Source organism: Massilia sp. LXY-5, assembly GCF_059801075.1.
Window position 1 is genome coordinate 16344 of the sequence record NZ_JBNNEH010000008.1, and the last position, 22959, is coordinate 39302.

Consider the following 22959-nt stretch of genomic DNA (forward strand, 5'->3'; position numbering starts at 1 on the left):
GAATCAGTCGTCGACGCGGACGGCGCCAACGTCGCTATTGATCGCCGACGGCACACTGGAAGCGCTGAAGTGGCTTGCGCTCGTTCTCATGACGCTCGATCACGTCAACAAATACCTGTTCGGTCACGCGATACCAACGCTGTTCGCCTTGGGGCGTATCGCCATGCCGCTTTTCGTTTTCGTCCTCGCTTACAACTTGGCGCGTGCGAGAAGTTGGGAGAGCGGTGCATACCAGCGTACCGCCGCGCGCCTTGCGTTATATGGGCTACTAGCGTGCATACCCTTTATCGCACTCGGCAAAGTGCTGGGCGGTTGGTGGCCCCTGAATATTATGTTCACGCTGCTCGTTGCGACGGGTGTCATCGGTTTGCTCGAGGGCGGTGGCCGGAGGTATACGATCGCTGCCATCGCCTTGTTCGTCATCGGTGGTGCATTGGTGGAATATTGGTGGTTCGCGCTTAGCTTGGCGATCGTCAGCTGGCGCTACTGCAAGCGGCCTTGCTTGGCGCGTCTCGTAGCGCTGGTAGGCTGCATTGCCGCGCTGTTGATTGTCAATCGAAGTGGCTGGGCGTTTGCCGCCTTGCCGCTCATCCTACTTGCGCCGCGCATGAAATTGTCGGTACCGCGGGCTCCGCTGCTCTTCTATATTTATTACCCGGTACACCTTGGCGTGTTGTTCGTCCTTTTCACTTACCTGCACCATTGAGCCTAGGGACTTCTGCATGAATTCGCCAAGTCGGCCGAACCTTTATGCCTCAGCTTCAGCTAGCGCTTAACCCGGAGGAAAACACGAGTAGCGCGCAGCAGTTGTCGGACGCCCACGATGCTGCCGTGTATCGGCCGCAGTGTTTTGGCCTGCTTCTCAATCGCGGGGAAGGGGCGGCCGTTGCGACATCGGCCATCCGTCTTTGGAAGAGGCGATCGAGACTTTCGTGATGGCCATCGATATGTTTGGCTAGTCCAGCGGGTGATGCCACGCGTCGTGCAAGGAGAAAAGGTGATGCTGCAGCTCGACACGGAGAAGGGCAACAAAGGGGCGCCTTTGTTCGGTGGCGGGGGACGTGCATGCCATCTACAAGCACGCGCTGGAAAAGGTATCGCGCGTGCTGTCGGCCATGTCACCGCCAAAGCCGCCCGCCTACCCGCCGGACGCTACGGTTGAGGAAGCAGTTCGTACAAGCCGGGCCGGGGCCTAGACGCTGCCTGGCTCGGTCGCTGTCAGATCTCCTCTGTGCCGTGATTTCCTCTAATGTCTTCGACAATGCAACAATTGGTGTCAACAGCAAACCTAGCACGACAAGAACCAAGTGTTGATTTTTCATCATCTGCCGCCCAGGAGCGGGTGGTGAAGCCGCCGATGGACACTTGCCCGGACTGAAAAACCTTATTTTGAGGACGATTCTATAAAAAAGAAGTGATATTTCGGCATCAATCCCCTATGCTTTAGCCGCAATATACGTTGAGCCATAACGAGAATCATCACTACAAGGAAGCGTCCATGCGTAACATCGCGGCCATCTGCAGTGCGGTTATTGTCAGTGTTCCTTGCCATGCGCAGTTTGCAGGGTCTCGCGAGCTGGATTATCCCATCGGAGGCGTTCAGCTGGGTAACGGCTGGTCCAGCCTCGACGCGGCCAAGACAGCCGGAGGATGCGTCGAATTTTCGGAAAAAATAGACTTGGCAGAAGACCGCGATTTGAAGCTGAGTCGTGTGGCGGATAAGGAGCAACTCAACCGAACGCTGGACATATCGGTTGAGATCCAGGCGAAAGCGATTTCCGGTGTAGGTGCCTCAGCTAAAGCTACGTTCGCAAAAGCCATTGAAGTGAAGAATGAAGGGCTCAACCTCGTCGCCACTGCAAGGGTTCGCCAAGGCGCCCGGGATGTTGCACCAAAGGAGGGGACCGAGGGCGTTCGGCTGACGGAGTCGGCGTTGACGACACTTTCCAGGGGATTGAAGGAATTTAAAGCGGTCTGCGGAGATGGCTTTGTATCCGCTATCTACGGAGGAGGGGAGATGCACGCAGTGCTTCAATTCAAACTCGCCTCGACTGATGAACGCGAAACCGTCCACGCACAGGTCAAAGCCACGGGAATCACTTATTCCGGCTCCGCTGAAGTCACCAACACGTTAAAGAAGTATCGCGAATCATCCCGGCTGAGCATACTCATGCACGCTGCGGGTGGGACTGGAATACCGCTAGCAGTCGACGAAGTGGGGTTGCTTGAGCGCATTAAGAACCTACCGGCAGATGCGAAGACAGCTCCTCGCAACTACGCCATTTCGATTACCAGGTATGACAAGCTTGCGAATTGGCCGGGGCAAAGCCTCACGACGTTGCGATTTGCCGAAATTGATATTTTGGTGGGGCAGTATCTCCGCTATCAGTCCCTGTATCTAGACATGTTTGACATGATAGAGCAACCAGGCAATTACTCCTACATTGGGATTGCGCACGCGGCACGTGTGAAGGCCCTACAGGACCAACTTCGCACTGCAGTGTTGCCGGCATTGGAAAATCGGTTGAAGGAATGCCTACAAGGTGAGTCATGCGCTCTCCCGGAAATTGCAAGGGGTACGGACTATGGGGTGCGAGCTATCTTGCCCGTGAAAATGGCGGGCATGCCGGCAACCGTTGCACTGCAAGAGGCCCAAGTCGAAGCCGGAAAGGCGGATCAGGCTGTGAGCCAAAATCCCCCGGTGAAACGAGTTCGTGTGGGGCCTCGGTACGTCCTTCGGCCTAATCCTGCGCATCCTGCAGCGCTGCAACGTGCCGACGCAGCGCGGCAGCGGGTGAATGATTTATTTATGAAATACCCGCAGGACGTTGCAGCAGAAATGTATCACCAGTGGATTCGAATTCCTTCGTATATCAGGTGTGTGGAAACCGGCACCTCTGATTACTGTTTGTCTCAAGCAGAGCTGAGCGCCTGGAGGGAAAAAATAACGGAAGATATGACTGCGGCTAGCCAGGGAGTCGGGACGCCAGGCATTCCGGCGTATGAAAAAATTGAGTTTCCTCCACCTGCTCAATGAGGAGGCGGTGTGCTTCAGCGATCGCTAGCCAGAGGAGAGTTGAGGCTTTCTTGGGCAAAGGTGTCCGCCGCTACAGAGCCCACTTACATCTGATTCAGGAAGGACTCTGTCTGTCCGCTAATTCCAACTGTGGCCTTAAGCATCTCGTCGCGACGTCGGATGTCTTCCAATGCTTTATTCGAGAAAACAGAGGATATGTCCAAGGTGCCGAAAGCAGCTTTCATCATATTTCCGGGACGTTGAGCGTCCTGTACCGCTCGCATGGCAGCTTTACCACCGAAGACTCGCTCGATATCGACTACAGTACGAGAGCCTCTTTTTGCAGTTTCTGCAATGTGCTTCATGGAAGCTCTTCTCGTCTCTGCGAAATGAAGTAAAGCAGGTGCCAGTCCTTCTCGACCGGACGGAAAGACGGGTACTGCTGGCGCTGGAGGGTCGCCGTCCGCGGTAGCCACCAGGCGTAGACGTCCCTTGAGCAGCTTGTCACAAAACTGGTCAAGCGCATCCAAAGAGAGAGCTAAGACTTGTTCATCACTGAACTTGTCACCGCCGCATTTGGCATCGATCGCTACATCGTCAGGGCGCTTGCGTGCAACGGTCTTAAAAACGTTGCGTGCCAGGCCGAACTGTCGACAGCGCCCGCCCGGATGCTCTCTTCAAACTCCGCAAATTTCTTCTCGGCATTGAGATGGCGGCAACGGATTGGGCCTAGCGTGTCAGAGTCCAGGCCGAAATCCCAAAGATGAAGAGTAAAGGTCATAGCAGGGGTCACAGTCGTGAAGGCGAGGTAACGCGCAATTGTTCTACCCGAGACAAACAGGCTGTCATCGGGCGCGGGACCGAGTAGCCATTCCACATAAAAATAGTAGCGTGAGAGCTTGACTATAAAAGGGGAAAGGTGCTGTGCAGAAAGGACCGTTTATGAACGGCTCGGTTTTGCCTCAACTCAATACGAGCAAAAATAACCTTTTGACTTTTGAACATGTTCATATGTAATCTAATCGTTATTGAACACAATGTCCCGTTTACTACCCGAAGCATGGCAACCTTATGACAGCAGAATCCCCACAGAGACACGCAAATCACCGGACGGATACGCGAGCAGTTAGAGCATTGTTGAGCTTACTACCTGATGACGTGATCATACGTGGGCTAGACGACACCGATTACGGTATAGACCTTCGCGTTGAACTGTTTCAGGGTGAGGAACCCACCGGGAACATCGCATGGATACAAGTAAAGGGCACAGCAAAGCCTTTTGACAGTACAGAAGAAGAGTCGTATCAGCTTTCGAAGAAAACCATTACATATGCTCAGAAGTTTCAGGCACCTTTTTTTCTGATCTACGCATCTGTTCCTTACCCAAAAACGCCACAATGCAAGCCGGAAATCCGCTTTGTTTGGCTGCAGAAGTATTTGGAAGTAACTGATTACGATCCGAATGAAGAAAGCGAGTCGAAAGCAATTCGGTGTCCAGTCGAAAACGTGCTAACTGAAAACTCGGCGAGCATGGAGAAATTTGTGAAAATCATAATGGACCAGACTCGTCACCGTGAGGCACTAGAGGTCATGAAGATTGCAACATATTTCTACCGAAACGTCGAAGGGTTCCTAGAAGGGCACACGCAGTCATACTTAGAGATGGGTAAGCGACTTTGCCATATGAATGAGTTTTTTAGGGAATTTAACGACGGAGGAACGTCTCCCCATTTCAATCCAATAGTAATCTATACTACGCTCAATGTTTGGGCTAAGAAATTAAGAGATGAGCCAAATCCAAAGCAACCTGAGAATGCTCCAAAAGAAAAGATAGATGAATATGCAAAAAGGGTTAAGGAGTTTACTGAATTTTTGAATGCAAGCTTTGAAATCCCCTTAAATACTTATGCTGAGGAAGGTTTCCTTCATAAATATGAGGCAAAACAGGAAGGCAGGCTTCCATACTAAAGGCAGCGATGGTGCTACTCTCGGCGCAAGTCTTCACCAAACTCAACTGATTTGTGCGTGAGGTACTTAAAACCAGATCGCCTTCTTCATCACTTCTGTAACTTTGCGCCTTATCGAATCCACGTTACTTAGTACGTCTAGCCAAACCCCTTACTTGCTGTGGTGACAACATCGTACACTGAGCCGACGTCCGTTATCGGCCCAGGCTGTGTAAAACGCGAAGGTGCCGGCACGCCGGCGACACTCGACCTCTTAAAACGCTCGCTATGGGGTTTTCTCGATGGAGGGAATGGTAAGGCGACCCCTGAAAACACGCGAATCCCGCGTTTTTACAGAGCCTGGGCCAAGAGCAGACGCACGCCACACACATTGTAAGGCCCAGGTAGATTCAATCAAGGCAGGTATAAAAACGGGCGCGTTTTGTAAGATTTTTCTCGACTAAAGAGTGCAAGGAACATAGGACAGGTACATCTGATGCAAACGATAATGAAATCCTTTACGTCTTTCTCGGATGCCAAGGTATTAGCTTGCTTAGCGGCCGAAACTTTTAACGAGAATATTCAGTGCATAACTGAAGGTGGCGTGACTAATGTAATAGCACCACCAATAGGATTGGTAAATGATCCTTTTAAGACAGCACGTCAGTTGCACCTAAACGAGTGGTTTAGAGAAAGGTTAATCAATATTCTTGCATTCAGAGATGTTGAGCAATTTCGTACTAGTACTTTAGTGTGGCTTGATAAAGACACTGGCTTAACGTGGGATATGGTTCGTTCACTTACAAGTGATAAAGAAACCGAATATCCATCAGTGTTTTGGGAAATAATGAGTGAGTGGGAATATGGCGGATCAATTGGTTGGCGCATGCCAACTGTAGCCGAACTGATGACCCTTACTTCAGAAAAGCAGAATTTACTTAAACTTTCGTCTCAGGCGAAAAAGAGCCTCTGGGCTGAAGAAAACTCTCGGTCGAAGCTAGTCGATTTAACAACGATGACAAGTAGCTGGCAGATTTTCTATTCCGATACATGTAACGGCGGCCGTGGTCGAGATCCAGATGGTGGTTATAACATTGCAGTAACAGATGCAAGGTTTTATAAGTAAGTACTTTGAAATCCGACTACGCGTCTTCCAAAGAATTTGTAATGCCGAATTGCTTGAGGCGCGAGTCGGTTGGGTTTTCCAAAATCTCTTCAATCTACTCGTTCAATAACCGATCATACTTCTTATAGTTTCCTTCTAATTTGTTGCCTTCGTTTATAAGCCATAATCACGATGACTCGTCGGGCCGACAGCCGACATGGTGGGCGCACAGTTCTGCACAGTCATTCGTTCTCGCTAGCATGAGTTCACAGCGATCCGCTTCGTCCGCTATGGGTCGTAAGCGGACGCTACAATAGGTCCGCAATCGGCCAAAAGCGTACTTACAACAATTCCAAGAACACCTAAATTGGGTTGCAGGCATCTGGTAAGATGTTGCCCTAAATCAACATTGAAATTCCCATTAAACCAATTCGCCTCTCCCTTAGCACTTTCGCCGTCGCTCTGCTCTTCGCAGGGCAAATCTCCCACTGCGCGGCTTCTGACAATCCAGACCGCGAAGCCAGAATTGGCGCATGGTGAAATCGCAACTTGCTTCTGCGATGCGCGCGGAGAATCTTCCAGCAGCAGCCTCTACTCTGCATTTTGTACGTCAGACCAATCCAAGCCTCACCGAAACACAATGGAGCGAGATAATGGATGAGGTGAACGATGTGATGACTACCGGTATGAGCCAGGGCGGAAATCCGATGTTTTCAGCTTACGAAAAATTGCTGGGCTCCTTTTCGGATGCCGAGCTATCAAAGCTAGAGGAGCTTCTTAGAAATCCCATCTATCGAAAATACAGTAGCGCATTAGTTTCACCTGTCGCCCAACAGACGTTGATGCAGGGGTTTATTGAGAACAGTCCCTGGATTCTTCAAGCGTAATCCTCGCATTGCGAAAGCGTGGTCTCAAAGAAGTTCACTGACCCAGTAGTCGATCGCTGCGAACTTTGCGCCTATTAAGGTCCGCTTCGGGTCGTAAGCGGACGCTACAATAGGGGCGATACGAACTACGGTGTCGCCGCAATGTTGGGTTGGCTGGTTAATGAAAAAGGGATCGTCCCGCACGTGCCAGTCTGGGACAAATCCGAGCATCACGACGGCACCTTTAGCCGTACCGATTTCATCTTCGACGTTGAAAACAACCAGTATGTTTGCCCTGCTGGCAAACACCTCAGGCCGCCCCGGCAAGCCGATGCCAGAACACCGCTTCGCTATCGGGCCAAGGTGTACGACTGCCAGGTTTGCGAGTTGGAGCGGAAGTGCTGCCCCAACATGGCCGCGCGAAAGATCGACCGCAGTCCCCAGGAACCTAGACGCGATATCGCTCGTGCCATTGGCAAAACCGAGGCGTATCGCGTGTCACGCCGGGAGCGAAAGAAGGTGGAGATGCTGTTTGCCCACCTCAAGCGCATTCTTAAACTCGGCCAATTACGCCTGCGTGGCCCCAGCGGTGCCCATGATGAGTTTCTTTTGGCGGCGACGGCACAAAACCTTCGACGGATGGCTAAAAAACTGCTCGTGCCGAAGCGAGAACTCGAATTAGCGATGAGTTGACCGAACACAGCGTTGGCTACGCCGCGATTCTTTCCTGTACAGTTACTTAACAGGACCGTTCTTGTCTGCGAGTTTTTCAACGCAATAGGTCTTAAGCAGACGTTTAGCTCGGGGCTACTTAGCTAAAAAGGAGTTCTTTGCTGGCAACGCAGCCAATACACTACAGGTTCGTGAACGCCTGCAATCACTCGGGCACAAGCGGTAGATCAAGTGAAAACAGCTACAAATCCAAAGTTTAGAGTTAAAAAGAGCATTCCTTAAAGGGGTTGACATCTACCTCGTCTCATCATCCCGCAAGCCCCTTCATACAGCGCTTCTATGCTCCGTCTATAGTGTTCAATCCAATCTGCACTATATCTTGCTTCAATTTTCATAAAGGCCGAAGAATTATTTGCAATTTCTAATTCTTCTTTTGCCCCCTCAAGGGCGTTTCTAAGAAACTCGATTTCTCGATTCTGTTTTTCATTACGCGCCTTTTCTTCGTCGCGAGCCTCTTTTATTCGACCCATCAGTAAGCTTGCCCTGCTGCGGAAAGTGTTAGCTTCTACGCGCAGCGTCGATTTGCTATGTAAGAGCATATTGCTATGAATCAGCGCAGCCTGCAGCTGTTCTTTGAGGGTAGCAACTTGAGCCTCATACGCATGGACCGCATTGGAAGTCATACTGTAACTTCCGTCACTCACAGCTTTCTATTCTCCATTGAGCCTCGGTTGATTACTAGGAGCAGCAATCTGCTCAGCTGTCGAAAAAATTGCTTTTTTGAAATAGCCATGCACGCCACCCAATTGTTGTGTTGATTTGAATACGGTACTACATATCTTAAAGGCTTGCATCGAGGCAACGACATGTGTGTGTTTACAGGCACCAGGATTCTCAGCAACTCGAATCAGACGGTATGTTTTACTCTTGATAAAATACATTATCAAGAGTTAAGTGTTTAACAACGACCTTCCAGTCTTGGCATCGCATAGCTTAGTCCGAGCCGAAAAGATGTGAGAAGACCGGAGCGGTAGGCCCGTGCCGGGATTTTCGTCAGGGCGACCATTTCTGTCTCAGACGCGACGATGCTTGTCACCAAGGCAGGCACGGGCGTCGCCATGCCGATCTTGTCCCTGGTTCCGGGGCAGCGTTCTATTTTCTGGATGACCCAAATTTCGTTCATCGCACTACGCACTGCGGATAGTTACTTCGAACAGTAGCCGGCTCGCGGCCGCGTCTGTCAGTGAGACCTTGCTTTCAGTGTTTCAGAATTTTCACGTTCCGTGAAAAGCCGAAAAGATTGAAAATCCTGCTCGTCAACGATGCAGCCGTTGCGCCGCCAGCACAGGGTTGTTCTGGAGGTCGAAGGCCGTACGTGCCCACTCCTGTGCTAGCGAGTGGCGTGGAGCGTCGAGCAGCTGCTCAATGCGCTCGACTACCGTCATGACCCCATGTTCGCCCGGCAGGTGCAGCTGCGATGCCATGTGTATGCTGCGGCGGTCTAGGCTGCAGACGTGGACGCCGCCTTCGCCCAGGCTCCAATACAGCAGCGGGGATAAGCCCTTGCCGTTCTCCGTCGGGTAGATGACCAGCCAGCAGTGTCCTTCTTCTTCTGGGAACCGATAGTTAGCGTCCAGCGTTGGCGCCATGCGGGAAGCGCACGACTCATCCCGCTTGTCTCCTGGCGCGCGGATGCGTGCGTCAGCGGTGGCCAGGGTACGAACCTCGGTCAGTGTCGACTGCGACTCGTACAGCGTCGCCATCAATTGACCGACGTCCTCCGGCGCTGGATCTGGTGCGGTAACCCAGCTCGGGATGTAGGCGACGCAGCCCAGATAGGCGCGCGGAAGGTAAATTAAAGCCCTGAGCGAATCGAGCGGCGGGCACGACATGTAGCGGTAACGGGGATCGACCGGGTCCAGCGTGACATGGGGTTGGCCGTCGGCGAGGTCCCAATAGGGAGCAGGGAGAGCGTCGATCGCCACCGGCTCGTCTCTGCTGGTGTATGGCCACCAGGCTGATGCCGATCCCGCCCGCAGCATCGATTCCTTGACGTGCGCCGTGCGCGTGAACAGTGCGGCAAGTCCGGCGCCAGGTGACACGCGTTCGACGAGTTTATCGGTCTGGGCCACCAGCGCGTCAAGGCGTGCGACTAGGCGTTCGCAGCGCTGCGATTCGGCTGTCGTCGTCGCAAGCGAGGTGCCTGCAAAGATGCGGTAGCAGATCTGTTCGGGACTCTCATTAGTGAAGCGGAACAGCGCATCAATCAAGGCTGCGTAGTCGCGGGCACTGGCGCTGAGGTGGTTGACGCGCAGCTCCCATCCCTCGGGGTCCCAGGCATGTCGATTGGTCTGGCCGTAGGGCGTCAGCACATATTCGCTCATGCGCTTGCTCGCGTTCGCTGGCTCGCTGGCGAGGCCGGCGGCGCGCATCCATTCTGCTCCACTAAAGGGGCGAGGAAGCGCGTGCGCGCTTCTTAAACGGATCGACTCGACGTGCAGACCCAAGGCCAGGCGCTCACGGTCGACCTTGTCCAGTTTCTGGCGGGCGCGTTTCCTCAGTAGTTCCAGGCTGTTCAAGCCACTGACTCTTGGCGTACGTGCCAGGTGATCGCGCCAGCGCTTGGTCCACAACAGGGTGGGATCCGTCAGTGTGTCGACGAAGCCGCTCATGTTGGCGCTCGCAGGGCGAGCAGATCCGCGTAGAGCGCGTCATGGCGATCGTCGTGACCAGGGAGGCCTGGCCGCGTCAGGCAGCCGCGCGGAGCGATGTAGCTGTCGATGCGCCGTTCGGGCGTCGTATGCCAGCCGATATTGAAAGCCGCGAGCTTGGGGAAGAAGCATAGCGATGAGTAGGGCAGGTGGTCGTGGATCCACCATGCCAGCGCACGCCAGTCGCTCCCTTCGGCGTAGCGGTCGGCAAACCAGGGGAGCACGACGCAAGCCATGGCGCCGTGCCCGCCGCTCGCATCGGGCATGTCCCAGATGTGCCGCGCGTAGTTGCTGGCGTTGGAGGCGCAGTTGAAGCCTCTACTGTTGCCAAACTCGTTGACTGCGCTCGATCGGTAGGCAGAGCGAATTGCAATCCTACCGAAGCGCGCTTGCAGCGGTTCCAGCAGCTCTTCGCATAATCGCTTGCCGACTTGGATGGCCAGGTCGGGATGGTTGGGGTAGTTGGGCAGGCCGTGCATCGCCGCGATCTCGCTGTAGAGGAAGTCGCGTAGGTAAAACGACGGCGACAGGCGCACGCGTCCAAGCTCTTCGAGCGCCGCCAGCGTTTCCGGTTTTTTCCTCATGAACCGACCCTTAAATAATGAAACTGGACTGCGTTTCGGCTCGCTTGATGACGCAGATTTTCGAGCGCGGCTTCCGTCACAGGTACTTTCCTATTATCAAGTGCGATCATAACGTAGTCGGGGTGCTTGGTCAGCCCGCCCCCTGTTGGAAGATAGCCGCTGGCGTCGAAGCGGGCACGCCACGCTGCGAGCTTATCGATGTCGGCGGCAATCTGCGCAATGAAGGTGCGTGTGCTGGCACGCGCGGCGCCATTGCTTCCCTTGATTTCGATAAGTGCACGTAAGTTGCCGATCTTGATGCCGTCATTGTGGCGCTTGCGATCCCCGTTCCGGTACAGGTTAAAGCGGCCTGCGACCTGTTCGTCGAAAACGCACAGGTCCGGTCGCTGCTGCATTCGCCCTGCGCCCTTCGCGCAGCGGAAATAGGTCTCGAGCGAGATCTGCACTGCGCCAAGGCCAGCTTGCTGTAAGGCGTGATAGACGTGGCCAACTGCGGTGTCTTCCGTAAAACTGGCTTGACGCAGCAAGGGCGCCAAGCGCGACAGGCTCCCATCCCAGCGCGCGTGGCGTGGCCCCACCGGGCGCGAAGGTGGCAGTGCGACGTGTACTGGACTGCCGCCGGCGCGGGTGATCATGTATTGCGCGTCTCGCTGGGCGTAGTAGACAAAGTGAATGCCGCGGCGCGCGCACTGCGCCGCCACGCGTAAGCGGGCTGCGTGCGACAAGGCGGTGCCGAGTTCAACCATGTCGGTGCACACGAACCAGCATTCGATACCACGGCGGCGCAGCGCCATCAATTTGTCCAGGTCGCTGCAGTAGCCGTTTGGATCGATCTCGTCGTGCAGCGCGTTGCGCACGTTGTAGGCACCGCCCTTGAATTCGAACGCCACGGTGACGGTGCCGCTGGGGACCCAAGCGTCGCCATGCTGATTGGCGGACAGCACGAGGTCGATGCGCTTGCCGTCGATTGGAAACTCGCGTTCGATACAGGCGCCCGGCACGCCGGCCAGCAGCAACTGGTGCATGAAGTTGGCATGCAAGGTTGCTTCGTGCCCGCATACGTTTGAAACGTCGCAAAAGAAATTGGTAAATATCGCGTCCATCATGATAAGCCTTTCTGTCGGCGCGCCATCGTGATCGGTAGCGCTGCTGGTTGAGTTCGGCTTACTTTAGAGGCAGCTTGGCAAAGAGACTACCAGGATATTTTTGGATGAAACCAGTCGAATTTTTCCGGTAGACCCTTGAGGTAGGTGCCTCAGCAGTGAAAGGGATTTGCGCTGACGGCACCGTGTGTCCATCAATGTGGGGAGTCCGCTGGTGCGCAACGTTGCTGATGGCTGGATTCAATCGGTCGGTGCAATCCGTTCAAGGAAGCGCTGCGCTGGTGTTCGGTCGCTACTGTTCGTCGACAAACGATTTCCGGTCCGTCAACGAGGAAACGAAGGCATCGAGCTGCGCTGACAATCGCGATCAGATGCGCCGTCCATGCGGTTCTCTCACTTTTTATTATTGACAGTGCTACTGTCGCAATGTACTGTGTATAAATTGGCGCGGTGGAGGCGATGTGGAAATGGATGAGAGACCTGGATTTTCCTTGGACGAGCTTTGTTCGTTGACAGATCTGACCAAGCGTACGGTTCGCTATTACATTCAGATCGGCTTGATTGCGCGGCCCGAGGGTGAAACACGCGCGGCCCGCTACGGGCAGCATCATCTGGAAGGGCTCCTGACAATTCGGCGCTGGACGCAAGCTGGTCTTTCGCTCGAACGCATCCGTGAGTTGATGGCCGGAGCGGACGCGCCAGCACCGCCGCGGCCACGCCGCTATGGGGAAGTTGAAGTCTGGAGCAAGGTGGCGATCGCCGACGGCGTGGAAGTGAGTCTCAATCCTGAACGTGCCAACCTGACACCTGAGCAAGTACGTCAGTTCTTCGCAGACGTGATGTCTGCTTTTGAAAAAATTCAGCAATCGGATCCCCGACCATGAGCAGAATCGCGCCCACGACCTACGAAAACGCGCCCCTTGCACGGGTGTCGACACGCCCTGCCTTCATCGCACCCGTCTTACAGGCCGTTGACGTTGTCGGCACAGTGCACGGCTTGTTGTTGGAAGTGTGTGTCGAGCAGACCTATGTGAACCCAGGTGGGACAAACATCGAGGCCGTGTACAGCTTCCCGATTCCGCACGACGCGGTGTTGCTTGGCCTGGAATTCGAACTAGGCGAACGCACGCTGCAAGGTAAGGTTGTCGAGCGGGCTGATGAACAGTATGAAACAGCGCTGGAGTCGGGGCACACCGCGGTCATGCTGGAGCGCGCTGCCGATGGCCTATATACGGCCAACATCGGCAACCTGCTAGCGCATGAACAAGCCGTGGTGCGGCTACGCTACGCTCAACTCCTCTCATTTCGCCAGGGGCAGGTCCGCATCACGCTGCCGAATGTGATTGGGCCGCGATTCGGGGATCCCGCCGCGGCGCAGCTACGTCTGCACCAGGTTCCGGTTCAGGACATACGCGCAGCCTATCCGTTGCGTTTGTCGCTGCACTTGCATGGCCCGATCGCTTGCGGACGAATCAGTTCGCCGTCGCATGCGCTGGCAGTGCGCCATGCCGGTGGGTACGTCGACGTCAGCTTGGCGCAACCTAATGCGGTCATGCTGGACCGGGATTTTGTACTGCTATCCGACGGCTTAACGGGCACATCGATTGCGACGATCGGTCGCGATGGCGCGGGCTATATCGCCCTCGCCAGTTTTTGTCCGGCCCCGGAGTCGAAGGACGCTGAATTACCGCTCAAATTAAAAATCCTTGTGGACTGTTCCGGCTCGATGAACGGCGACAGCATCAAAGGAGCGCGCAAGGCCATGCATGAGATCCTGGCGCAACTGAATCCGACCGACCGTTTTAGTTACAGCCGCTTCGGCAGCGAAGTGGCGCACCACAGCAACTCCCTCATGTCGGCCACGCCGCGCGCCGTGCTCGAGGCGAGCAAGTGGATTGCACAGACCTCCGCGAATCTGGGTAATACCGAGATCCGCGCAGCTTTGCTGTCGACCTTCGCGTTGGGCCAGCCGGTTCAGGCGGACATTCTTCTCATCACCGATGGCGACGTGTGGGACACCGACCCGATCGTCGCCAGCGCCATCAAGAGCGGACAGCGTATTTTTGCGGTCGGCGTTGGCGCGGCGCCTGCTGCTAGCCTGTTGCAGCGGCTGGCCAGTAGTACCGGCGGCGCATGTGAGCTGGTGAATGCTAACGATGACGTGCATGCCGCTGTCGTGCGTATGTTCAGGCGTATGCGCCAGGCCCCCGTCAGCGAGCTTGCGCTCGCATGGGATGGGGACTGCGCGTGGCAATCAGACCCGGTCAAGGTCGTCTTCAGCGGCGAGACGGTGCACGCGTTCGGAGGCTTTACAGACACGCTCCCATCGAACGCGCTGATCACCTGGAATGACGGGACTGGTACTAAGCATGAGCAAGCGATGTCGCTCGGCAGGGAGACTATCGACGGCAACACCTTGGCGCGGGTAGCGGCAGCGCATCGCCTGCCTACGCTGCCTGCCAACGAGCGCCATCGACTCGCCGTGCAGTACGAATTAATCAGTGACACGACGAGCTTCCTGATTGTGCATGAACGTGCCGAGGGCGAACGCCCAGCCAATTTGCCGGCCTTGCGCGTCGTGCCGCAAATGCTCGTCGCCGGCCGCGCCGGTATTGGTAGCGTGCGCGGCGTCGCACAGCCGGCAGTGTGGCGGCGCGAGAGCGCGTCCGAGCAAGTGCAAGCGATGATGCGAAATCGGGTGGAAAGCCATGAGGGACCGGCGTTTCTGCGCAGGCAAAGCGATATTGTTCCCTTCCTCTACCGCGAGCAACTGCGCGTATTCCTGCATACGTATGCCGCTGCGCTGCAAGGCGGTCCCTGTCCAACCGGTTTTATAGAGGTCGAGGACGCGTTGCCGGATTCGGTGCTGGAAGAACTGCGCGATATCGCCGAGCTCGGATATGCGGTACAGGAGGTGCTGCTGCGGTTCATCCTTGCATTGCACCGTTGCTTCTATCGCGGTGGTCTCGTCATGCGCTTGCTGAAACGGATCGGTCGACTGGGCATGTCGCCTCAACGCATGGATATGCTCGACCGGCGCGTGGCCGAGGTAGCCCAAGCTGCCTTCGACGCTCGCCATGCTGGTGTCGAAGCTTACGATATCCCGGCTTTTCTCCGTAAGCAAGCGGACTAGCATGCATTTAGCCAATCCTTGACGAAGGGGGGAGTGGCGTTGCCCGCGATCTGCGCGGCAGCTCTTGGCACGGAGTGGAGTTCCTATATTGTTGAGTTATTGCAAGGTTGCGTTGGTCGCCGTTGCGTCGACAGGCCTAAAAAGTTACCATACATAAACTATGGAGGCATTTATGCAATTTCAACTTGGCGACCACTTAGTGACGCCTCGCCTCGGGTATGACCATCACGGGATTTACATTGGCCAGGGCAAGGTCATCCACTACTCGGGCTTGGCTAACGGTCTGAATGCGGGGCCGGTAGAGATCACAACCCTTGACCTTTTCGCTGGCGGACGGAAGGTCACCGTGCGTCGCTATGAAACGTCGGCCTACAGCGGTGAGCACGCTGTCGCGCGTGCGCATGAGCGTCTCGGCGAAGACCGTTACGACGTGCACGCGAATAACTGCGAGCATTTTTGTAGTTGGGTTAGGACGGGGGCCCACGTTAGCAACCAAGTCGAATTTGTGGAAACACTCGTCGGAGCTGTAGGCAACGTGGTGGGTGAGTATCGCAAGCAGCGCTTTCATCAAGCGACAGTCAAGGAAGCCGTTGTCGAGAGCGGAAAGGCAGCCGTGAAATCGATCGCAAAAGGCAATAAAGTATTGCTCATGGGCGGACTGGGCCGTTTGATTAAGTAGCGCTCCGCAAAGCGACACTTACTGTGGGTGGGCCGTGCCGAGACAACAGGCTTGTCCACCCAGACCTATCCATTCAGGTCGCTGCTGCACACGTGGACCGAAGTCATGTAGCTACGTACATCAGGCTTCACGCTACAAGGAGGCTTCGTTCAACCTGCGCTCACTGGTTTTGCCGCGCCTCGAGTTCAGCACAGGCGTGAACGTTCAATGCAACATAGACAGGCCAGGTCAACCGATCTCGGAATTGCGTCTCGTAGGTCTTCTCGACGTTGCAGACGTCGGGACGCTGCGCATAGATGCGACAGCGACGCTCGTCATCGTCGTAGTGGTGGCACGTCCCGTCACCCCGGTCGAGTCCGAGTGTCTGCGTGGAGAGCCTGACAGACTTGCAGCAGGCTCCACAGTTATTGCACGGGAAAGCCTGCCTCATATTTCGATGCTGGTCCCCTCGGGGTTACGTAGGTCCAGCAGCAATTCACGGACGCCTGCTAGCGGTGACTGCTTGGTCACGGCGACGATTGCGGCCATGGCGTCTGAAGCAACCTGAGCATTACCTTCGGCTAGACCCTGGTCGAGCCGTTCGAACATGCCGTCGATGATCCCAGCCCGTTCCTTGAACATACCTTCCTGGTAAGCCTTCAGGATGGCAGCGTTCTCCTCGATCATTTTGATGTTGACGTCACGCGTCGCCCGGATCGATTCGCGTTTCGTCTGCTCGACTTCGGCGGTTACTTTGTATTGCTTCCACGCGTCGACGATGTTCTCGAGCGCTTTACCGGCATCACCGACGACGGGGCCTGCTTTAGCTAGGGTACTGAGCATGGCTGACCTTAAGACAATTCGGCAAGACCGGAGATCTTGGCTTTGATGTTGGGGATCGCGGCGCCGTCTTCTCCCATGATCGCGACGTCGAGCAGGTTTTTGAGCCCTTTGCCAACCATGACCATGGTCGCGAATGCTTGCGGATCGCTGTCGTCGTCGACTTTGATGGCGTCGAAACGTTCGACGAGTCCGTGTAGCGCGGTCGACAATTCCTTGGCATTCGAGCGCAGCGCTCCGAGCGCGAGTACGATCTTTTTCATCTCCGCGGCAGCGGTATCGGCCTTGGCCGCATAGGCGCGCGCCTGGGTCAGCGCTTCTTCAGCTTTGCTAGCCATCATGAAGCCGCCGATCGCCAATGCAGGTCCGAGTACGATGGCGCTCACGCTGTTTGGTACGAATCGACTAACGACGGGTAATGCCAGACTCGGCCATTCAAAGTCGTAGGCGCAAATCCTCTAACCCTGTGCCAGTACGGCTACTCACAAACACGACCGACGATGACTGCAGCCCAACAAAGCACTGGCAAAGGTCTCGCAGGACAGCTTGGCGCTCGGTCTCATCGAGGGACTCGGCACGGCTGCGCACCACAATTGGCGTGATGTCATCGCGACAAATGGCTTCATAGATCGCGATGTCAGCAGCGTGAATTTTCCCGTGGACCACCAAGCAAATCTTTCCAAAGTTCGCAAATGGAAAATGCGTGACGAACGCAGACACCGGATGTGCGCTCGTGTCATACCCAGGCACGTCGGCGGCGACGCGTTTGCCCCACTGATACAACAGGTCAACACCAGTGCGTTCTGCCCAATTCGTTGCATCTGTGTGCGTTCCGATCACGGGGGCGGGGCGGGCGCGTCCCTTCGACAACTTGGAAACGATCGTCGATTTACCTGCACCGGGTTGTCCTAAGAAGGCCACCCGGCGCGGGTCCGGTTTCTCAGTCAATTCCCGTAACGCGCGTAGATTTTCGATGAGTGGGGTGCCCGGGGGCGGCGTCGGTTGGGGAGGGCGGTCGTCCACCACCGCGTTATAGATGAGCTTTCCCAAGCCGATCGTGACCGGGACGGCGAGCCACCACATGACTCAGCGCTCCAGCTGGTCCTGCAGGATTTTCTCTGCAAGCATGTAGCAGTCGTCGAGATAGCTGGTGCCAACGCCATAGGTAATCGCAAAGCCGACAGAGGCGGCGATCGCCTGGCCAACCAGAGGAACATACTTGACCACCGATTTGAGGGCTTGACGTCCGAGGAATTGTTTTAGTAACAACAGCAAGCCTTCCTTGGCGGCATAGCGGATCACGTTGTTCGCGACCGTACTGACAGTGGGGATCGTTGATTCTTTTAGTGAATTCAGCGTCTTGTCAGTCAAGCCGAAACACTCGCGCAATTCAGCGAAGAGTGCGAGCAGGACTGAAAAGTCGACGGCAATATCGGCGCCTGGAATCGGATTAAAACCGTTGGCGGCCGACGCGCCGGCTGCGATCGTTACGCGCTTCTCAGCGGCCTCGCGCTTTTGTTTGAGGAATTCAATACTGTAGGCCTTCGCACCTCGAAGCCAGCGCTCACGTTTTGCGGCGTCCAGGTTTTGCAGGATCGTTTTGTTCAGCAGGCCTAAACCACTACCCTTGCGGCAGCTGGTAAAAATCACCGTTACCGCTTTACCGACTTGCTTGACGATGTCGTCGCGCTTGCGTTGTTCGAGTTCTTCGATTGTGGCGCCGTCTTCCCACAGTTCGTCATGTTTGTTGACGACAAAGATGCATACCTTCCCCATCGAATCCAGTTCGCGGAATAGCTCGGTGTCTGCCTGATGGAATTTACCGCTCGTCACGCACAGAAAGAGGTCGAATTTCTCGAGTTTGAAATCTTTTTTATAGGTCTCCTTCGGGAACCGCTGCGTACCGTAGCCCGGCAGATCGACCAAAGTCAGACCGTTGTGCACATATTCCGCTTCCTTCACCGTCTTGTCCGTTTCGACACCGACTTCCGCTACTTTGGCGCCCACGATTGCATTGATCAGCGAGGACTTGCCGGCACCGGGTTGACCGAAGAGGGCGACAGAAACCAGGGCTGCATTTTGTTTTTCAAGCTCGCCACGCAAGCGCTGAGCATCGTTATGAATTTGCATATTGACCAGTTAATTAGTAAAAGTATATTCAAGCCAGCATAGCAGTCTGATTTCTCCGATACAACTCAAGGTGCATGGGATGACATCGATTTGAATGTTGCGGCTGGCCATACAGATCAGCTGAACTGCGAGGCTGAGAGATCGAGTGTAGTGGGCGAAGCGACAACGCATGTCGCTAGCAGCATGGCTTTACTAACTTGCAAGCACTTTCGTTTACGGCTTTTTGCTTGTTGCGGGTCGCACCTGGATTGCAAGACGCCGTCAGTAATGAGGCAGGTGCGTCATGGCCTTCTTCTCTTGTTTCTTAATAGTGGTTGGCCGAGGGTGGCGGTCGTGGTGCTGCCTGCCCTCTCCTCAGGTGTCGACCTGCCCGTACAAGGTCACGGAACGATCGATACGAGGGACGCGTGCGCCGGATGCGCTTAAGGTCATTCGAACGAATTGACGCGCCGGCGTGGCCGAGTAGCTAACGTGGATCGGGTGATCCTTGCCGTAAAAATAAAGGCGATCGAAGGGGGTGTTGGCCGCTACCCAGCGGGCCACTTCTTCCATATCCTCATCGACGACGAGAAAGTCACAGGCGGCGCCGAGGCGTTCGCAAATCGGTTTGCCGCGGCGGTTCAATTCGTGGCCGGCATGCTGATCCAAGTTAGGCGCGATCCGCCCAGGAATCGCACGGGCCAACTCCGCCGAGCAGAAGCCATAGCTCAACTCGATCATGCCGAAGTAATCGATGACAGGATCGAGGACCTTGGCGGCCAGTTCGTACAAGGCCGTGTACGTGTCGGGCTGACGCGGAAGGTTTGACAATGCAGTGCGCCCTTGCGTTTCGCCAGACTCGATGAGGTCGCGGTAGACGAGGTAGCGTCCACACGGCGCGTCCAATCGAGGCGTATGTTGGCTGCGTACGAGTTGATAGCCATCGATCTCGCGCCGGGACGCTTGCAGGGCCGCATCGAAGGCCGCTGCACTGGGCTCATGCTCGGTCAGTGGCAGTAGCCCCAGGCGCTCGCATTCGGCTTCGAATTCGACTTGTTCAGGGTAGTAGGCGCATTCTTCGTTGATGAAGCGTGATTTAAAGTACAACAAGGGAGCGGGATGATCAGCGCCACCATATTCGTATAGGTCGAGGTCCAGTTCCCTGAAGTTGACCTTGACGCGCTGAAGTAGTCGCGGCATGGGGCTGGCGTCGAACTCTTCGTATTTCAACAGCGTTACCTTGCCCGAGCGGATGTGAACCTTGACGATATCGAAATTGGAGATGTCGCCGAGCAGGACAGTCGCGCAAGCGACATAAATACGGAGCAGGGCGGGAAGCTTCGGAACGAGCTGCGCGTGCAGTTGCAGCGAATGGCTGTCCTTGAGCCAGCCGCGGCCGCGCGTGCTCGCTTCGCTACAGGCGGCGTTGAGCTTCTCTGGCTGACTTAACTGACTTAATAAAGTCTGGGCAGCATTGTGTAGAGCTCGGTAGTCGCCGAAGTGGTAGCGGATGTCTCGCTGCAGTCCGACGTCCAAATCACGATAGGGTTGGCGTCGTCGAAACTGCTGTAAGGCGGCGAACACGATGAGGTCCTGGTGTTTTTGCTGCTCAGCACGCACACGTGTTTCGCTGTCGAACTTGCCGACCGCCATCGCGCACAGTTTGGTCCATCCGCCACCGGGGCGAAGCTGTTCGAACACGTCAGGTGCGAGTTCGTCGGGCGTGGGGGGCCGTCCGAGCTCGACATGGGCGCGCCACAGCGCCTGTAGTTGGGTCAGGTGGGCGGCGATGAAGACCGCGTCGCGACTTGGCTTCGGTTGGCGCAGGCGTTGCGGTTTGGGTGCGCGGGCGGCCCGGACTGTGTTTATCCAAGCCCCTTGCATTGCATGCGCGGCCCGCGTGCCATAACGCCGTTGCAGAAAGCGCTGCTCAAGCAGCTTGTCCTTGAAGACGAAAAACACCCCTGGTCCGACAGCGATCGCTGTCTCATCCAACACATGTTCAATGAAGTCGCGCAGCTGAACTTGGGAATAGTATTTTTGGAAGGTGTTGCGTGAGGTAAGGTAGCCGTCGCGGTGAGCGCGTCCATCGGGCGGTTGCTGGCTGGCCAGCATGGCAGCTACTGATAGCACCCCGCGGGTGAGCGCATAGGCGCCTCGCAAAGCCTCAGTGCGCTCATCGAGGTCGTCGATCACATTGATGACGAAACCAAGGTTCACTGTATCGGCTGTTTGCCGCTGCGCATCGGGACGAAAGTGGGGATCCCATCCACCGGCCGCGATACCGTTATCGAGCAGGGCGCGTACATCGTCGCCTTTGCCGCAACCGTAATCGAAGAAGCTGCGCTCCGATGTGATGAGTTCATGGCGCCATAGTGCTTGGACTGGCGCCGATAGGTTCGAACGTGACAGGGCGGTCAAATGGCGCTGGACGGCGCCGGCGACAACGACCTCGGCGTCGAGCGGTTCCACCACATTAGCCAATGGAAGGAACGCGTCCCCCTCCAACGTGTAACCCTTGGCTGCGATTTGCTCGGACCATTGTTCACGAAAGCCGATGCGGCTCGTGTCATCGAAAAGGCCGAGGGCTTCGGCGGTACGCGTGAGCGCAGCCCATTCGGCAATGCGCGGATCGCTAGGTGGCAATAACAATTCTTTGCGATGCAGGATCGGTGGATTGCGCGATTGGGTGTAATCCCGAAAGACGACGCTCTCGGTCTGCACGTTGATGCGCCAGCTTTTACTCAAGATCGGGAAGAGCGCGTCGTCGAAGTCGTCGTAGGCGAGCAAGGACAACTGCTCGGCAGATGTATGAACCTTGACGACGTTGAAATGCACCCCGGGCACTAGATGCGCGCGGGAGGCTGCTTGGTCAAGTAGTCGACGCAGCGTGTCAGGCCATGAAGTGAGTGCCGCGACATGTGTATATAGATGGTCCGCGACACGCTTGCCGACTGCCCCCTTCAATGATTCCTGCATGCCTCTACTCCTGGTAACGCTTAGGAACGCGGGCGCCAGCGGCGGACCCGCCAGGTGGTAATAGAAGCACCGATTGTAGCGGAATGCAGTGAAGGCTTGACCCGAACATTAGCGATTGAGCGTTGCCTCCGCGGCGCCGCCAATGACAGCCTTGCGGTCAGACGAGCTAAACTACTCTTATCCGCCGAACAATTCGCGCTCCCATTGATTAGGTGGTTCCTATTTCCTTGGAGTGCGGACGCAGCGCCACGTAAAGCGCTAACTCGGGCGGTACGCAGCCACGCAGGACTGTGGCAAGCTTATCGATTGCCTGAATGGGAAATACTTTGAAAAAACCGAAACGTGCTATATCCCGGGAGTCCAAGTGTCCTACTTGCTCCGCTACCGTTCTTGGCACCCTGGATGAACTTTTCCTGCACTATAAGTTGGAGCACAAACGTGAGCCGACAGAAGGGGAGCGTTACCAGTTCCGCTCATTCAAGCGGAAGAACTTCCATCCAAAACAATACACGACCGGACTAAACAGCCATCCACGGGAAGTTAGTGGCGGACTTCCTTCCCTCGGAAAGCGGCGTTAGTGATAAGCCTCCCGTGGGCATAGCAGTGCCTACGACGAGTGCACGTGGAAGTGGCTAGCCGACGATGATCTATGCGCGGACGACGCAATCGGGAAATGGTTCTGCGAGGGTTTGCTATATGTCGCCTTGGTCGCCCCAGACCAGCATCTAGGCTTGTGCAAGAGACCGCAAACGCCCGGAAGTTGTATCGCTGATGTGGCACTGATGCCGGTTTGTAGTTAGCGGAAGCGGCCATTAAGCGCGGCGCATTTTCACGGTAGAACAACGAAATTCTCAGGGCAGAGGCTAGGGCAACTTTCCATGGCAATAGTTACTTAACGCAAATGACTAGATTCAGTTCTATTGTTTGCTCTCAATTTTCTCAGCGTCAGCGCTTGCGTTCCGTTAGAAGTAAGCAAAAGGAGAGTATGGATTTTTTAGGGCAGGATAGGCTTTACAGCGGCGTTTGTGGAACAAATTTTTGCGAACGCTCTCAACTTTTCTAGACGAAATTAAGACTTAAGGCGCGCAATTGGAAGGCGTGGATCGCCTCTGAGTACGATCCTACCGTGCCAGCAAGCACCGCCAGCCAAATCCGCCCCCTATTATGGAACCTCGGTATCGATAAGTACAAAGTTACGCGGACCCATTAAGTCGTTAAGGACATCGACCTTTATGAA

General features: G+C 55.5%; 19 protein-coding genes and 1 pseudogene. 9 read left to right on the plus strand and 11 right to left on the minus strand.

Translation table 11 applies throughout. From position 1 onward, the window contains the following. Positions 1-37: 37 nt before the first annotated feature. Together ACI48I_RS22560 and ACI48I_RS22565 are read left to right on the plus strand one after the other, a co-directional pair. Positions 38-706: a TraX family protein gene (locus ACI48I_RS22560; protein WP_498575470.1), complete on the plus strand. Its 669-nt coding sequence runs from the start codon at positions 38-40 to the stop codon at positions 704-706. A 792-nt stretch (positions 707-1498) separates the two neighbouring features. After that, positions 1499-3037, plus strand: a complete 1539-nt coding sequence (locus tag ACI48I_RS22565; protein ID WP_498575471.1) for a hypothetical protein — start codon at positions 1499-1501, stop codon at positions 3035-3037. Positions 3038-3120: 83 nt separating this feature from the next. Here ACI48I_RS22565 and ACI48I_RS22570 read toward each other — a convergent pair whose 3' ends face one another. Then, positions 3121-3381 (minus strand): hypothetical protein, encoded by a 261-nt coding sequence (locus tag ACI48I_RS22570; protein ID WP_498575472.1) that lies wholly within the window; start codon positions 3379-3381, stop codon positions 3121-3123. Positions 3382-4087: 706 nt separating this feature from the next. Here ACI48I_RS22570 and ACI48I_RS22575 point away from each other — a divergent pair. The 4 genes and pseudogenes from ACI48I_RS22575 to ACI48I_RS22590 all read left to right on the plus strand — a co-directional run. Beyond that, positions 4088-4984 (plus strand): DUF4365 domain-containing protein, encoded by an 897-nt coding sequence (locus ACI48I_RS22575; RefSeq protein ID WP_498575473.1) that lies wholly within the window; start codon positions 4088-4090, stop codon positions 4982-4984. Between the two features lie 474 nt (positions 4985-5458). After that, positions 5459-6088: an Lcl C-terminal domain-containing protein gene (locus tag ACI48I_RS22580; RefSeq protein ID WP_498575474.1), complete on the plus strand. Its 630-nt coding sequence runs from the start codon at positions 5459-5461 to the stop codon at positions 6086-6088. A 512-nt stretch (positions 6089-6600) separates the two neighbouring features. Next, complete coding sequence (locus ACI48I_RS22585) at positions 6601-6954, plus strand: hypothetical protein (RefSeq protein WP_498575475.1); 354 nt, start codon at positions 6601-6603, stop codon at positions 6952-6954. Positions 6955-7068: 114 nt separating this feature from the next. Next, positions 7069-7626: pseudogene (locus tag ACI48I_RS22590) on the plus strand (transposase); the annotation flags it as partial. Between the two features lie 257 nt (positions 7627-7883). On the opposite strand, the gene ACI48I_RS22595 reads toward ACI48I_RS22590, so the two are convergent. The 4 genes from ACI48I_RS22595 to ACI48I_RS22610 all read right to left on the minus strand — a co-directional run bounded on the left by ACI48I_RS22595 (position 7884) and on the right by ACI48I_RS22610 (position 12006). Beyond that, on the minus strand, positions 7884-8288 hold the full coding sequence (locus ACI48I_RS22595; RefSeq protein ID WP_498575476.1) for a hypothetical protein: 405 nt from the start codon (positions 8286-8288) through the stop codon (positions 7884-7886). Positions 8289-8921: 633 nt separating this feature from the next. Then, positions 8922-10277: a hypothetical protein gene (locus ACI48I_RS22600; RefSeq protein ID WP_498575477.1), complete on the minus strand. Its 1356-nt coding sequence runs from the start codon at positions 10275-10277 to the stop codon at positions 8922-8924. After that, positions 10274-10900, minus strand: coding sequence for a hypothetical protein (locus ACI48I_RS22605; RefSeq protein ID WP_498575478.1), 627 nt, complete (start codon positions 10898-10900; stop codon positions 10274-10276). The genes ACI48I_RS22600 and ACI48I_RS22605 overlap by 4 nt, the downstream gene beginning before the upstream one ends. After that, positions 10897-12006: a hypothetical protein gene (locus ACI48I_RS22610; protein ID WP_498575479.1), complete on the minus strand. Its 1110-nt coding sequence runs from the start codon at positions 12004-12006 to the stop codon at positions 10897-10899. The genes ACI48I_RS22605 and ACI48I_RS22610 overlap by 4 nt, the downstream gene beginning before the upstream one ends. 464 nt (positions 12007-12470) lie before the next feature. On the opposite strand from ACI48I_RS22610, the gene ACI48I_RS22615 reads away from it, so the two are divergent. From ACI48I_RS22615 to ACI48I_RS22625, 3 genes are all read left to right on the plus strand, one after another. Continuing rightward, complete coding sequence (locus ACI48I_RS22615; RefSeq protein ID WP_498575641.1) at positions 12471-12887, plus strand: MerR family transcriptional regulator; 417 nt, start codon at positions 12471-12473, stop codon at positions 12885-12887. Then, entirely contained in the window at positions 12884-15136 is a 2253-nt protein-coding gene (locus ACI48I_RS22620) for a VIT domain-containing protein (protein WP_498575480.1), read from the plus strand. Before ACI48I_RS22615 ends, ACI48I_RS22620 begins: the two co-directional genes overlap by 4 nt. A 172-nt stretch (positions 15137-15308) precedes the next feature. Continuing rightward, a complete protein-coding gene (locus tag ACI48I_RS22625; RefSeq protein WP_498575481.1) occupies positions 15309-15815 on the plus strand; it encodes a lecithin retinol acyltransferase family protein in 507 nt (168 codons plus the stop codon). A gap of 160 nt (positions 15816-15975) precedes the next feature. Here ACI48I_RS22625 and ACI48I_RS22630 read toward each other — a convergent pair whose 3' ends face one another. The 6 genes from ACI48I_RS22630 to ACI48I_RS22655 form a co-directional block, all read right to left on the minus strand. Further along, positions 15976-16245 carry a YkgJ family cysteine cluster protein gene (locus ACI48I_RS22630; protein WP_498575482.1) on the minus strand — a complete coding sequence of 90 codons (270 nt, stop codon included), beginning with the start codon at positions 16243-16245 and terminating at the stop codon, positions 15976-15978. Further along, positions 16242-16637, minus strand: coding sequence for a hypothetical protein (locus ACI48I_RS22635; protein WP_498575483.1), 396 nt, complete (start codon positions 16635-16637; stop codon positions 16242-16244). Before ACI48I_RS22635 ends, ACI48I_RS22630 begins: the two co-directional genes overlap by 4 nt. A gap of 8 nt (positions 16638-16645) precedes the next feature. Next, positions 16646-17020, minus strand: coding sequence for a hypothetical protein (locus tag ACI48I_RS22640; RefSeq protein ID WP_498575484.1), 375 nt, complete (start codon positions 17018-17020; stop codon positions 16646-16648). A 49-nt stretch (positions 17021-17069) separates the two neighbouring features. After that, positions 17070-17717: a GTPase gene (locus tag ACI48I_RS22645; protein WP_498575485.1), complete on the minus strand. Its 648-nt coding sequence runs from the start codon at positions 17715-17717 to the stop codon at positions 17070-17072. A gap of 3 nt (positions 17718-17720) precedes the next feature. After that, entirely contained in the window at positions 17721-18764 is a 1044-nt protein-coding gene (locus ACI48I_RS22650) for a GTPase family protein (RefSeq protein ID WP_498575486.1), read from the minus strand. Between the two features lie 354 nt (positions 18765-19118). After that, positions 19119-21722 (minus strand): DNA phosphorothioation-associated putative methyltransferase, encoded by a 2604-nt coding sequence (locus ACI48I_RS22655; protein ID WP_498575487.1) that lies wholly within the window; start codon positions 21720-21722, stop codon positions 19119-19121. Positions 21723-22959: the final 1237 nt, after the last annotated feature.

Coding starts and splice junctions, on each gene's coding strand:
- ACI48I_RS22565 (WP_498575471.1), top strand. CDS start 1,499: ATGCGTAACATCGCGGCCATCTGCAGTGCGGTTATTGTCAGTGTTCCT.
- ACI48I_RS22570 (WP_498575472.1), bottom strand. CDS start 3,381: ATGAAGCACATTGCAGAAACTGCAAAAAGAGGCTCTCGTACTGTAGTC.
- ACI48I_RS22575 (WP_498575473.1), top strand. CDS start 4,088: ATGACAGCAGAATCCCCACAGAGACACGCAAATCACCGGACGGATACG.
- ACI48I_RS22580 (WP_498575474.1), top strand. CDS start 5,459: ATGCAAACGATAATGAAATCCTTTACGTCTTTCTCGGATGCCAAGGTA.
- ACI48I_RS22585 (WP_498575475.1), top strand. CDS start 6,601: ATGGTGAAATCGCAACTTGCTTCTGCGATGCGCGCGGAGAATCTTCCA.
- ACI48I_RS22595 (WP_498575476.1), bottom strand. CDS start 8,288: ATGACTTCCAATGCGGTCCATGCGTATGAGGCTCAAGTTGCTACCCTC.
- ACI48I_RS22600 (WP_498575477.1), bottom strand. CDS start 10,277: ATGAGCGGCTTCGTCGACACACTGACGGATCCCACCCTGTTGTGGACC.
- ACI48I_RS22605 (WP_498575478.1), bottom strand. CDS start 10,900: ATGAGGAAAAAACCGGAAACGCTGGCGGCGCTCGAAGAGCTTGGACGC.
- ACI48I_RS22610 (WP_498575479.1), bottom strand. CDS start 12,006: ATGATGGACGCGATATTTACCAATTTCTTTTGCGACGTTTCAAACGTA.
- ACI48I_RS22615 (WP_498575641.1), top strand. CDS start 12,471: ATGGATGAGAGACCTGGATTTTCCTTGGACGAGCTTTGTTCGTTGACA.
- ACI48I_RS22620 (WP_498575480.1), top strand. CDS start 12,884: ATGAGCAGAATCGCGCCCACGACCTACGAAAACGCGCCCCTTGCACGG.
- ACI48I_RS22625 (WP_498575481.1), top strand. CDS start 15,309: ATGCAATTTCAACTTGGCGACCACTTAGTGACGCCTCGCCTCGGGTAT.
- ACI48I_RS22630 (WP_498575482.1), bottom strand. CDS start 16,245: ATGAGGCAGGCTTTCCCGTGCAATAACTGTGGAGCCTGCTGCAAGTCT.
- ACI48I_RS22635 (WP_498575483.1), bottom strand. CDS start 16,637: ATGCTCAGTACCCTAGCTAAAGCAGGCCCCGTCGTCGGTGATGCCGGT.
- ACI48I_RS22645 (WP_498575485.1), bottom strand. CDS start 17,717: ATGTGGTGGCTCGCCGTCCCGGTCACGATCGGCTTGGGAAAGCTCATC.
- ACI48I_RS22650 (WP_498575486.1), bottom strand. CDS start 18,764: ATGCAAATTCATAACGATGCTCAGCGCTTGCGTGGCGAGCTTGAAAAA.
- ACI48I_RS22655 (WP_498575487.1), bottom strand. CDS start 21,722: ATGCAGGAATCATTGAAGGGGGCAGTCGGCAAGCGTGTCGCGGACCAT.